The following is a 13549-nucleotide window of genomic DNA, read 5'->3' on the forward strand; positions in this document are numbered from 1 at the left end:
AACTGATCTGGCTCAAAAATCCCCGTATCCTCAGCAAACAAACAAAACAACAGCCGCACTAAATAGACTTCCAGCGCGTGCCCGTCATAGCCTAACGCTTGCAACACATCATGCAACTGCCCCATCCGTTCGGCAGCCTTAATATTCACCGGATCTTGTTCCCGATAGACTTTCGTTTGATAGCCCGCGATAAAACCAAATACATGCACATGATCGACTAATTCAGACAACATAAATTCATAGCGTTCATCGGTTTCTAAATCATATAACCGGAACCGCTCAAAATCGCATACTAAAATATAGCGCGGCAATTCACGCTCTTTCAGTCCGGGGAAATAATCTGTCGCCTGCTGAAACGCACGATCTAAATTTTTGCCGCGTGATTTTTGCTCAACTAATAATTTACCCTTCCAGAGCAAATCAATATAACCATCGCGCCCATCGAGCTTTTTAACACGCTGCTCAAAACTCGCTAATCGTTTCCGCGTTATACCAAACACATTGAAAAATCCATCCCAAAACGACTTACCTTCCGCATCTTCTGAACACTCATTTGCCCATTCACGCGAAAATTCTAAGGCACGTTCTTTGATTTCATTCCAAGATAAAGGCATGGTTATTTCTCATATTTCTCAGTTAGTAAAATCAAAGGTCACAAAGCACAAAACTTCGTGACCAGAAAAAACCGATTTAAGCAAACATCCCCAACCCAGTCACCCGCTCCACCTGCTGTTCTAATGCTTCGCGCACCACAGATTCACGGCTATAGAGCAGCGTAAACATAGATTTTGAGCGCGTAATCGCTGTATAGAGTAATTCACGGGTCAGCACTGGATTTGCGGTATCCGGCAAGACTAATGCCGTATGCGCAAATTCCGATCCCTGGGATTTATGCACCGTCAGCGCAAACACGGTCTCAACCGCTTGTAAGCGACTCGGTAACAGCCAGCGAATCGCACCATTCCCCGCCGGAAACGCCACGCGCAATAAAAATGCCCGCGCTGCTGTATCAAATCGCTCCGGTACGCGCAGTGTTAAACCAATATCGCCATTCATTAAATTTAAATCACGATCATTGCGCGTGACTAAGACTGGCCGCCCCTCAAACCAGGGTTGCCCGCGAGTGTCCGCCAGCGGTGCGCCTGCGCCCTGACTCAAAAGCCGCTGAATGCGCTGATTTAAGCCCTCAACACCCCACAGCCCACGCCGCAACGGGGTGAGCAGTTGAAAGCGGCTCTGCGCCTCAAGCACAGCGCGTGCCCAAGCATCGAACGCCTCGGCGGGTGCGTCATCGGCTGGGCGCTGGGCGTGGAGCACGGCGAGATAGCCGTCCGGCGCGGCATAGCCAGCGCGAGCGAGTTGATCGAGTTGTGGGTCGGTCGCATCGCGCAACACGATCTGCTGTAAGCGGCCAAGACTGGTATCCGTTGCCTGTGCTTGCTGGGCAAACAGTGTTTTGAGTGCGCCGAGCGGATGACGCACCGGCTGCTGCCATAACCGCTGCGTATTAACCAGTTCGGCCAGCGCCCCGATGCCGCCTTCGGCGTGAAAGCGATAGCTGTGCCGGAGCATGGTGATCGCCTGATCGAGCGGCTGTCCGGCGGGATCAAGAAACGCATCCGGCAGGTGTGCGCCGCTCACCCGCGCCAGCCACGCGCTCGTCTCCGGCGTGTAATGCGCGGCGCGTGCCCGTTGACACAGATCGCCGAGTACGGCTCCGGCTTCCACCGATGCAAGCTGATCTTGATCGCCCAAGAGAATCAGCCGCGCTTCCGGTGACAGCGCGGCCAGCAGCGCCGCCATCATCTCCACATCAATCATCGAAGCTTCATCGACCACGACAATATCAGCCGGCAGCGGTTGCTTGGCGCAATAGCGAAAATGGCGACTGTCAGGCAGCGGGCCGAGCAAGCGATGCAGCGTGGTCGCGGTGGTCGGAATCGCGGCGCGTAAGATCGCCTCGCCGCCCGGCAGGTGCGCGAACGGCAATCCGGCGACCTGCGCGGCGATGGAATCGGTGAGCCGTGCGGCGGCTTTGCCGGTCGGAGCTGCGAGCCGAATGCGCCAGGCCGCGCCGCCGGATTCCAGCGCCAAGCTTTGCAGCAGCGCGAGCAGGCGCACGACGGTGGTGGTTTTGCCGGTGCCCGGGCCGCCGGTGATGATCGCAAAGGCACTGCGGGCAGCTAGGGCACAGGCGATGCGCTGCCAGGGCGGATCGCTGCGTTCGGCGACAAAGAGGGCATCGAGCAGGCGGCGCGTGGTGGCTTCGGGCACAGCGAGCGGCGTGCGCAGACGTGCGGCGATGCCCTGCCGAATCTGCTGTTCATACGTCCAATAACGTCGCAGATAGAGCAACGGGCGCTCGGCGGTTCCGGCCAGCACCAAGGGCGTTGCGCTGTCGGTCGCATTCGGTGCGGTTGAGTTGCGATGAAGCTGATCGGCTATCGCGCCGCTGGCCGCGAGTCGCTCGATCCACGCCGCGAGCGTCAGGGTCGCAAGCTGGGCAGCGAGCGCGTCGCCGACCGCGCCGGCGGCGACATCGGTGAGATCGGCGTGCGGCGCGTGCCGGGCGCGTAGCAGCGTGTGCGGATGGGCCAGCGCAGCGGCTAAATCTAAGCACACATGCCCATGCTGATTACGCTCGCTGGTGAGCGCGACGGCCAGCAGCACGGCGGCATCGTGCTCCGGCGTCTGGTCGTGAATCAAGCGCGTCAGTGCCAGATCGAGCGGACGCAGTGCGCCGGCAGCGACCCAATTCTGTAACTGTGACAAGAGGTTGGCGGCTGTATCCATGTGCTTAAGCTCCGGCAAACTGCGCATCAAGGGCGTCGATCAAGGCACGCGGCGGGCGATCCATAAATAAGCCTTGTGTCGTGGCCTGACCGCCGCGCACAAAGATGTAGATCGCGCCGCCAAGATGCTGGTCATAGTCGTAATCGGGCAAGCGGGCTTTAAGTTGTCGATGCAGCGCCAGCAGATAGAGCACATATTGCAGATCGTAGCGACGCTCGCACATCGCCGCCTGCATCGCCTCGGCGCTATAGGCGCGGTCATCAGGGCCAAGCCAGTTGGATTTCCAATCGAGCACGTAATAGCGCCCCTGCTGCTCGAACACGAGATCAATAAACCCCTTGAGCATCCCGTTGAGCTGCTGGCCGGTCAGCGGCGGGCGTTCGCGTCCGTTGAGCGTGTGCGCTAACAGCCGCGCATCGAGCGTGGCAAGCTTGACCTGTCGCGCTTCGATCCAAAATTCGAGTTCGACCTGATAGCGGCTGGGGTCAAGATCAGCCAACCGCAATGTCGGCACGCGACCATCTGGCAAAGCGAGTGTTGTCAGCGACCAAGTTCGCTCTAACAGCGCCGTCAGCCAAGCATCGAGCGGTTCAATCCAGTCATCGAGATGACGCGGCGTGCAGCGGTTTGCCAGCATCTGACGGCGGGCGTGGTCGGCGGTGAGCGCAGCGGCAAAACCTGAGCGCAACGGATAGGGAGCGCGTTGCGTTGCGGCCCATTCGAGCACGCCATGAATAAAGGTGCCGTACCGTCCGCCGCGTGGAAAGGCATGTAAGCTCGCCGGATCGACCGGCATTGCTGGCGCTGCTGGCAAGTCGAGCGGCACGGCAGTTGATTCCAACGGTTGGCTCAGTTCTTCGTGTACGGTCTCATCGCTGGCCGTTTCCGGTGCTGACACGGGTCGCCAAGTCTCGCGAATCAAGGCCGAATAGCTGCTAATCCACCACGCACGCGGTCGCCAATCGGTCACGCTGCGAGCTGGCGCGAGCGTCTCCGCTGCGGTCAGCGCCAGCGGTGCAGGGTCACATTCGGGCGCGGTCAGTCGCACCAGTTTTGGCAACTGGCGCAACTGTTCGGCCAGCATCGCGGTATCGAGCGCGGTCTCTTCCGGCACGCCGAGCAAATAGCCGAATGCCGACCGCTTAAAATCTTCAGTCACCCCCAAGCCCAGCCAATTCACATAACGCGCACGGGTTAATCCGACATAGAGCTTGCGCACATCCTCGCCTAATCGCTCATGATCGGCCTGTTGCACAATCGCCGGATTGCCGCCCAGATGCACCTGAAGCTGATGGGCATCATCATGGGTTTTGAGCGGTCGATCTTTGTCACTGATACAGCGACAGCTTGCCGCAAATGGCAAAAACACCAGCGGATATTCCAACCCTTTTGATTTATGAATGGTCACAATCCGCACCAACCGCGCATCACTTTCGAGCCGCAGTTGATCGGTTTCCGGCGGGGCACTGACCGCCGTCCGACTGGCGCTGATCGCTTCTTCTAAATAGCGCACCAGCGCCGCCATACCGTCTAGCTCGGTGCTGGCCTGCTGCAACAGCTCGCCGAGATGCAGCAAATCGGTCATCGTGCGCTCGCCGTCGCGCTGGGCTAACAGCCGCGTCGCCATCCCGAACACATCGAGCAAGCGATAGAGCATCGGCAAAAATCCCTGCCGCTGCCAGCAGTCATGCAACAGGCGGATGCGTTCGCCCTGCGCTTCCCAATAGCGTTCATCGTGGTTCAAGCGGTCGAGATCAGCCAACGCCTGACCACATAACGCGGTCGCCAGTGCCTGCCGTAACAGCCGATCCTCAAACGGGCTGGCAATCGCCCGCAAGATCACCACCAGATCATCCGCCGTGCGTGTATCGAACACATTATTGCGCTCGGATAAATACACGCTGGCCACGCCCAAGCGTTGCAGTTCGGCGCGGATCGCGTCCGCTTCGCCGCGATTGGCGACCAATACCGCCAAATCACTGGCTTGCAGCGAACGCGAACCGTCGGGCCATTCCGGTAAGCGGGCGCGGCCCTGCTGTCCAAGTTGCAACAGTTGCGCAATCAGCCGCGCCGCTGCGGTGGCCGTGCGCTGGCGATACCGCTCTTTGGTCAATTTGCCGTTCGTGTCCAGCTCAATTAACCAAGCGTGGAGCGGTTCGCAAGGATCACCGTCGATCATGAGGGTCGGTTCAGCTTGCGTGCGGGCGCTGACCGGATAAAAGGGAATCGGATTCGCCGCGCCGTCCGGCGTGCGAAATAAAAACGCGCCGCGCTTGGCTTGTGCTTCACCATGCTGAAATAAGCCATTGACTGCTGCAATTAAATCGGTTGATGACCGATAATTGATCGGCAGGGTGTAATGGCGTCCGGCAGTGGCAGCGCGGGCGATTAAATAGGTATGAATATCGGCACCGCGAAAGCCATAAATCGCCTGTTTTGGATCGCCGATCATAAAAAAACCGCTCAATGGCGAATTGGCGCGGATCTGATAAATCGCATCAAAAATGCGATATTGGATCGGGTCAGTATCTTGAAATTCATCGACCAACGCGACCGGAAATTGCTGACGCATGACAGCAGCGAGCCGTTCACCGCCCGTACCTTGTAAGGCGGCATCGAGACGAATCAATAAATCCGTTTGCGTCAGCAGCGATTGCTGATGTTTTTCATGCTCGACGCGCCGTTTAAGCCAATGAGTCGCGTGCGCAAGCAAAGCTTGCGTGAGCTGTTCGGGCAGGGCAACGAGCGCATCTTTCAGTCCAGCTAAGGCTTGACAGGCTGGATAATCGACCGGCGCTTGTGCGGGATTTTTCCAGACGGTTGCTATTTCGAGCGATGACATGCGTTTCCAAGATTCATTTTCAAACGCATGTAAACTGACTTGATTGGGTGTCGCAATCCACAGCTTAAGATCATTCAAAACTTTACCGCGATTGGTGACATTGAGTTTTGATTTATGAAACGCATTGTTTTTCAATGCTTCATCAAAAAGCTGCTCTAATCCGGCGATATAGTCTTGCTCGCGCCAAGTAGTTTTAATCGCCGCTAATTGCTGATAATAATGACGTAAACTGATAACCGGTGCATCAGTCGCCGGCAGATATTCGACTAACGGCAATAACGCACTCACCGCTTTACTGAGCACCGCTGGCGCTGACCATTGAGCCAACACTAATTGCAAGGCTTCGGCATCAAGATGCAGAATAAACGTCCGCCAATAATCCTCAGCCGCTTGCTGTAATAAATCCGCTTCATCATTAACTAAGATTTGCTCAAACGCATTGGCGCTATCAAACGCATGTTCACGCAACATGCGATAACACCACGCATGAATCGTCGAAATCGCCGCTTCATCCATCCATTCTGCGGCTAAATCTAAGCGCCGCGCACTCTGCGCTAAATCACCGCCTGCCATCGCCTCGCGTAATGCCGTGAGCAATTGATCCGAGGGATCATGCGGCGGCTGACCGCGAAAGACTGCCGCTGCTTCAACTAAACGGCGGCGAATACGGTCGCGTAATTCTTCAGTCGCGGCATTGGTAAAGGTCACAACAAGAATTTCCGGCGGCACCAGCGGTCGATTAAAAGCTGTTTCACCGCCATGCTGCAAGACTAAACGCACATAGAGCATGGCGAGCGTAAAGGTTTTGCCGGTACCGGCGCTGGCTTCAATTAAACGCGAGCCATGCAGCGGTACCGTCAGCGGATCGAGTTGTTGGACAATTTGCGGCGCGATTGGCTGATTAGCTGATTGAATACTTGGCTGAATAATGGCAGTCATTGAAACATTACTCCGATTGATTACTCAGGCTTTCCCTGTGCTTTATTCACGACAGCATGAACTGTTGTGTGCAAGCGGTGATAAAGTCGCTGCGCCCAGACCGCAAATTCCCCCGCTGACCACAGTGCCTCAAATGTGGGATAACAGCGCCTGACATAGGCGTCATATTTCAAATCAGTCTCAAAGGCTTTGACGGCAGCATTCCACGCCGGTAAAGCAGTCGGGTCAAAATCATCGCTACAGTGCGCCGGGCCATCTTTTTTAATCCAAATCATCGCCGAATTAAGCGCCAGCGGTAGCGGTTCAGACATGCCAACCCACCAAGCGGATAGTAAGGTTGTTAAATGGGCTTGTGAATCATCCGGTTTAAATGGCGGTAGACGTAAGATTCCCGAAGGGGTTAAAAGCAGCGTCGTGACTGGCAAGCCGCTGCATTGCGCGGCCAAATGCTGTACCCAAGCCGGTAAAATAGTGCGCCATTTATATTTAGAATCGGTATCAGACTTGTTATTGATTAAGCCACTGGCGCTTAAAATAATTTGACCATAACCCGTCTCGCCCATCCGCAAGTCAGTTAAGCGATCTTCTAATTTCAATACAGCATCTGCGCGTACTAATTCAAGCTGGACTAACAACGGCTGTTCACACCGCTGCGGCCATTCGGCTAGGGCGGCGTTCCAGTCGGTATAGAGCTTCGGGAGATATTCAATCACCTGACGCCCAAGCGCCTGTCCTAATTCACCGGCTACTAATCGCCCTTGCGCTTGAATCCGTGCAATGCGCGTCTGCAAGCGGTCGGTTAATTCCGCATCGGTTAAATCTGGCTCAAATAAATCAGTCATCAATTCATCTTTGATTGCCCAATTCTCCAACCCATCGAGATCGAAGGTTTCGACATCGCAGACGGCAATCGCTGCATCGGGTTTGGTAATGCCTAATCGCTGTTTGAAAAATTGGGTAATCGGCTCACGCAAAAAGCGACTGAGCTGCTCTAAATCCAATGGCGCATCTGGCACCCAGAGCGGCAGTGGCGCAGTATTATTTGCAAGGGGCGGTGTATGCACCGCTCGCCATTCACGGGCATAGGTGAATAATGCGGGCGCGTGTTCAGCGGTAGCATGAGCGGTAAAATACGCCCGTCCAAAAGGCTGCAATGGATGCTCAGTGGTTAAAGCCTGTGGCACTGATCCACTATGATGCGGCGGTAATTGCCAACCGGCGGCGAGATGATCGCGTAATTGCCCGACTAAGACCGACGGCGGGCGCTCGCTATTGTCGCGAATACTGCGCCCAACCCAGCCAATAACCAGCTTATCACGCGCCGATAATAGAGCTTCGAGAAATAAATAACGATCATCTTCGCGCCGCGACCGATCCCCAGGGCGATAATCGCCGATCATTAAATCAAAATCGGCTGGAATCTGGCGGCGCGGATAATCTTGGTCATTCATGCCTAATAACCAAATCTGCCGAAATGGAATCGCCCGCATCGGCATTAAGGTCGCAAAATTGACCTCACCGGCTAAAAAGCGTTGGTTCAAATTCGGTTGATCGAGCCGCGCTAATAATGCTTCGCGGAAAATCTCCAGCGCAATTGGTTCCTCACCTAATCCGCCTTGCGCACAGTCTTCCGCCCAGGCATCCAATTCGGCCAGCATTCGCGCCAAGATCACGCCATCGCTGTCGCTGACCTCCATAAAAAAGGTTTCCAAGAGTTCGCTCATCAGCGCCACCCAAGCGGTCGGCGCACGCGCTTCGCGTAACTGCTGCCACGTCAGTTCGAGCCGGTCGAGCAGCAGCGTCAACGGCCCGAGCAGCGCCGCCTCCAGTCCGCCGACCTCATCATGTGGTTCAATCTCGCGCCACGCGCCCGCCGCGCCGCTGGCAAATCCGAGCAGCAAGCGGCGCAATCCAAATCGCCAAGTATTCTGTTCTAATCCGGCTGGCAGTCCGAGGCTGGCACGATGCGTGGCAGACAAACCCCAGCGTACCTGCGCCCCAGCGATCCAAGTACGCAGGGTGCGGACAGCAGCTTCGGTCAGGTCAAAACGGGCGCGAAGCGCCGGAATATCCAGCAAATCCAGCACGTCGCTGACCGTCAAGCGGGCACGCGGTAGATTGAGCAACTGTTCTAGTCCGATCACTAACGGATTGCGGTGGCGCTGGCCTTGATCGGTAATCTGGAACGGAATATGGCGCGGGTCGCTGCGCTCAAAGCGCCCGAATACGGCTTGAATGTGGGGGGCGTGAATGGCGATATCCGGCACCATCACCAGCACTTCACGCGGGTGCAATGGGCGAGCGGTGCGGGCGCTGCGCTCGAACTCGGCAAGCAGCCGATCATGCAGGATCTCAATCTCGCGCTGTGGACTGTGGGCGATGACAAATTCCACACTGCGATCTTGGGCCGGATCGATCACCGTCTGTTGCGCCTGACGCTCGTGCAGTGGGCGCAGTTCGAGCAGATCGTCTTGTAATTGATGCAACAGACAGTCATCACCGGCGGGCGTGAACAGATCAATGCTCGCGCCGTTCGCCACCAGCCCGCGAAACTGCGCTTCATAGCGTAGCCGTTCATCCTGTTCATCAAGCAGACGCAGATAATCACGCCCCTGTTTGCCCCAAGCTGCAAGCAGCGGATGACCGTGTAAATGCAGTTCGCGCTCGTCGAGATCTTCGGGCACCTTGCGTGCCCTGTGCCGACGATAGGGACGGCGGAATAAATCGCGGCCTTCGATAATATCGCCCCAATAATGGCGACTCGGATTGAGCGCGAACACGATCACCTGCGTCACGGGCGCAAGGGCTTCGAGCACTTCGAGCATCTGACGCGGCAGCGCCGAGAGACCGAACACGATGACGCGGCGCGGCAGTCCGCGCCGCTGGCGGGCGCTGGCGGTTAGCTGCCCGGCCTGCGCTAAAAACTGCTGATGCACCTGAGCGCGGCTGGCATGACGCAATGGCGGATCGTTGGGGTCACACTCGGCGGCGACATCGGCTTGCAGCGCCCGCCACAACACCGGCTGCCACGCTTGACCGGCTGGAATTGGGCGCTCCGCGCCGTTGGGACGAATCAGGCTATCGCGGCCCTCAGACCAAGCGGCGAGCCAATCGGCGCGATACACCTGATATTGATCGAGCAAATCGGCGAGGCGCTCAGCGAGCTGATAACGGCGACGCGGCGCGGCATCGCTGCCCGCACTGGTCAAAAATCCGCGCAATGGGGCTAATGCTTCGGTCAGCGTGTCGGTTGAATGTATAGATGACTGCTGATCGGTCAGCCGTTCGAGCAAGCGATAGAGCCGCCACGTCAGCGGCGCTTTATCAAAGGGCGAGGTTTCCGGCAGTGCGCCGAGCACGGCGCGATAAACGCGCCACATAAATCGCGCTGGCAACACCACATCGAGCGCCGCCGCGATCCCCAGCCCACCGGCGAAGCGATCCGATTCGTGTTGCGCTGGATGGGTCGCCAGCGCCAGTTTGAGCCATTGGGCGATGCCGTTGCTCTGCACCAAGATGGTTTCATTTTCCAGCGGCGCGAGCGGATGGCGCTGTATCCACGCGACCAAAAGGGCGCGTAGCTCTTCAAGCCGATTGCCCTGAATCAGCATAAAGCCGGTGGGCCAGTTGGCAGACGCGGGCGAGGGGGTGGGCATGGGGGCAATCCTGTCGGGCGATGCGTGATGCGATACCCGACAGTCTAGCCGTTTACACGGGTTTATACAGTGGGCGCGACCGGATCCGTTGCGTCCACCCATTCATATAACTCAATCGTACTCGGATCGCAGTGACTACAGCCCCCGGCGCAGGGTGTATAGGCTGGAAGCTTGCGGATCCGGCCTTTGCGTTCCAGTATGTCGAGCATCCCGCGCAGGGCCTCCGGTTCGGTATCAAACCGATAAGCGAGATCGCGCACGGCGGCGCGGCGGTTGGCGCGGAGATAGCGTGCAAGTTCACTGACAATCATGCCGACATCACCTCAGTCGCTAATTTAACCGGCAGCGCCGAGCGCCGCCCCCACACGCGCATCCCGATCACCGCCGCTAGTAGCACACCGAGCATCACGCTAATCCAGATCGCGGCACTCAGCGGATCGCGGCTAAAGATCGCCGCCTGATAAAACAGCGTCGCGCTGATATAACCCAGTCCGGTCGTCCACAGCACCGCAAACAGCGCCCAGCCGGTCGAGGTCTCGCGCTGAATCGCACCAATCGCCGCGACACAGGGCGAATACAGCAGAATAAACAGCAGATAGGCGAAAGCGCCCGCTGCACCGTCAAAACGTGCCGCCATCGCGCCAAAGGTGCCGCTACCGACTGCAAGCGCCTCCGCCGCTGCCATCGGATCGGCGCTCTCGGCGACACTGCCCAAGCCCAGCGGATCGGCCCAACTGCCAAGTGCAGCGCCCAGATTGGTCGGAATTGTCGCCGCCGCTTCGCGCAGTCCGGCGCTCAAACTGTAGGGGGCCGCGCTGTCCTCAGCCGCTGTTGCCTCTGCGCCCGCATCTGTCGCTGCTAATCCCGAATAGGTTGCATCCAGTGTGCCGACCACTGCTTCTTTGGCCAAAATTCCGGTAAAAATCCCGACCGTTGCCGGCCAGTTATCGGCATTTAAGCCCATCGGTGCGAACGCGGGCGCGATGGTGCGTCCAATCGCGGCGAGCACCGATTGCTCACTATCTTCATTGCCAAAACTGCCATCGGTGCCGGTGGTATTGAGCACATTGAGCACCAGCACCATCGGCACAATCACCGCGCCCGCTCGCACCACAAAGCCCTGCGTGCGATCCCAGGTGCGCCGCAACACGCCCCTGAGTGTCGGCAGATGATAGGGCGGCAGTTCCATCACAAACGGCATCACCTGACCTTCAAGCAGGGTGCGCTTGAGAATAAAGCCGGTCAGCACGGCGGCGAGAATGCCGATCAAATAGAGCGCGAACACCACATTTTGCCCGCCAGCGGTGAAAAACGCGGCTGCAAATAACGCATAGACTGGCAATCGCGCCCCGCATGACATAAAGGGCGTCATCAACACAGTGAGAATGCGGTCGCGGGGATGTTCGAGCGTGCGGGCGGCCATAATCGCTGGCACATTGCAGCCAAATCCGACCAGCAGCGGCACGAATGATTTGCCCGGCAACCCAATCGCCCGCATCAAGCGATCCATTACAAAGGCCGCCCGCGCCATATACCCCGAATCTTCCAGCGCCGACATGAATAAATAGAGACAGGCGATGATTGGAATAAAGGTCGCCACCACCTGCACGCCGCCGCCGAGTCCATCAGCGAGACCAATCATCAGCCACTCTGGGGTACCGATCTGCGCTAACAGCTGCGCCACGCCATCGACAAAGATCGTGCCCGCCGCCAGATCAAAAAAGTCGATCAACGCCCCGCCGATGTTGATGGTAAACATGAACATCAGATACATCACGGCGAGAAAAATCGGCAAGCCGAGCACGCGATTGAGCACCACGCGATCTACCCGATCCGACAACGAACGCGACGCCTGACCGCACTGTTTTACCGTCGCCTGCGTGACCGCGTGCGCGAAGCTGTAACGCGCATCGGCAAACAGAATATCGACCGCTTCCGCATCATCGCCGAGCAGCGCCTGAACTTCCGCCACTGTCATCGCTGTGCCGGTTAGGGCGCGTGCCAGATCATCGCCTTCGAGCAATCGCGCTGCCAGCCAGCGCACCGGATCGCCCTGCGCTTCAGCCAGCGGACGCAAACGCGGTTCCAAGACGCTGATGGCGGTTTCCAGCCGCTTGCCGAATGGAATTTGCACCGACGGTCTGTTGATATGTGTGGACGCGAGCACGGCCTGTTCATGCAGCGTGCGCTTGAGTTCCGCCAAGCCATCGCCAGTAGCGGCCACCAGCGGCACCACCGGACAGCCGAGCTGTTGCGCCAGCGCCGCAATGTTGATGTGAATGCCTCGCGCCGTCGCCACATCCATCATATTGAGCGCCAGCACCAGCGGGCGGCCCATCTCAAGCAGTTGGGTGGTCAGATAGAGATTGCGCTCTAAACTCGCCGCATCGAGGATATTGAGGATGACATCGGCTTCGCGGGCATGAACAAAATCACGGGCGATGCGTTCATCAAGCGACACTGACGGCTCAGACACATCGAGCGAATAGGTGCCGGGCAGATCGACGAGGGTAAATTCCGCCGCATCGAAGCGATAACGTCCGGTTTTGCGCTCAACCGTCACGCCCGACCAGTTGCCAACCTGCTGGCGCGAGCCAGTGAGCGCATTAAACAGCGTCGTTTTGCCGCAGTTCGGATTGCCGACCACGCCGATGCAGAACTGTGGTTGAGAGACGGGTTGGTTCATGCGGTACGCTCCACTTCCAGCACCGCCGCCTCATCACGGCGCAAACTCACCGCCGTGCCGCGCACGCGAATCTCCACCGGATCGCCCAGCGGCGCGACCCGAATCACCTCCAGCGCCGCGCCGGGCGTCAGCCCCATCGCTAACAGCTTGCGCCGATACGCGCCACCACCGGCCTGAAAGCCGCGCACGCGCCCCTGCTCGCCGGCTTTGAAATCCTTTAATGTCAGTGTCAGCGTATTCATCGGGCGATGGCCTCCACCAGAATCTTGCTGGCCATACCGCCGCCGAGCGCCAGCCGCGTTTCGCCGCGTGCCACCACCAGACCGCCGCCCTGACGTGCCACAATCCGTACTTCAGTGCCAAGATTCAGCCCCAATTCAGTCAGCCGTTTTGCCAATCCTTTGCCGCCTTGCAGCGTTTGAATGCGCACCCGCTCGCCGTCATCGGCCAGCATCAGCGGGAACGCTTGCGTGGATGATTGCGTGGACGAGATTAAATCGGATGGATGCAGCGAATAGGCAAGATTCATGGCGACGACTCGGCAGTAACAAGAATGATTCTTATCCTAGACCGCTGCCCGCGCAAATGCAACGCTTTCTCATTTGTGCCGTGCTGCACTGAATCACGCACAAA

Annotated in this window: 8 protein-coding genes; all 8 read right to left on the bottom strand. The window is 57.9% G+C overall.

Annotated elements, in window-relative coordinates; genetic code table 11:
• The coding region (locus BLW10_RS06545; protein ID WP_342707514.1) for a type IIL restriction-modification enzyme MmeI at positions 1–614 on the bottom strand (614 nt) is incomplete at its 3' end.
• Positions 615–690: 76 nt separating this feature from the next.
• On the bottom strand, positions 691–2793 hold the full coding sequence (gene recD / locus BLW10_RS06550) for an exodeoxyribonuclease V subunit alpha (protein WP_091333266.1): 2103 nt from the start codon (positions 2791–2793) through the stop codon (positions 691–693).
• Positions 2794–2797: 4 nt separating this feature from the next.
• The gene (gene recB, locus BLW10_RS06555) at positions 2798–6574 is read right to left on the bottom strand and encodes an exodeoxyribonuclease V subunit beta (protein ID WP_091333268.1); all 3777 of its coding nucleotides are present in this window, start codon (positions 6572–6574) and stop codon (positions 2798–2800) included.
• 20 nt (positions 6575–6594) lie between these two features.
• Positions 6595–10230 carry an exodeoxyribonuclease V subunit gamma gene (gene recC / locus BLW10_RS06560; RefSeq protein WP_091333270.1) on the bottom strand — a complete coding sequence of 1212 codons (3636 nt, stop codon included), beginning with the start codon at positions 10228–10230 and terminating at the stop codon, positions 6595–6597.
• 62 nt (positions 10231–10292) lie between these two features.
• The gene (locus tag BLW10_RS06565) at positions 10293–10541 is read right to left on the bottom strand and encodes a FeoC-like transcriptional regulator (RefSeq protein ID WP_091333271.1); all 249 of its coding nucleotides are present in this window, start codon (positions 10539–10541) and stop codon (positions 10293–10295) included.
• Complete coding sequence (feoB, locus tag BLW10_RS06570) at positions 10538–12916, bottom strand: Fe(2+) transporter permease subunit FeoB (RefSeq protein WP_091333273.1); 2379 nt, start codon at positions 12914–12916, stop codon at positions 10538–10540. The genes BLW10_RS06565 and feoB overlap by 4 nt, the downstream gene beginning before the upstream one ends.
• A complete protein-coding gene (locus BLW10_RS06575; protein WP_425425888.1) occupies positions 12913–13149 on the bottom strand; it encodes a FeoA family protein in 237 nt (78 codons plus the stop codon). Before BLW10_RS06575 ends, feoB begins: the two co-directional genes overlap by 4 nt.
• Before the next feature lie 5 nt (positions 13150–13154).
• Positions 13155–13445 (bottom strand): FeoA family protein, encoded by a 291-nt coding sequence (locus BLW10_RS06580; protein WP_091333276.1) that lies wholly within the window; start codon positions 13443–13445, stop codon positions 13155–13157.
• Between the last annotated feature and the right edge of the window lie 104 nt (positions 13446–13549).

This window comes from Allochromatium warmingii, from assembly GCF_900107145.1.
Lineage (GTDB): Bacteria > Pseudomonadota > Gammaproteobacteria > Chromatiales > Chromatiaceae > Thermochromatium > Thermochromatium warmingii.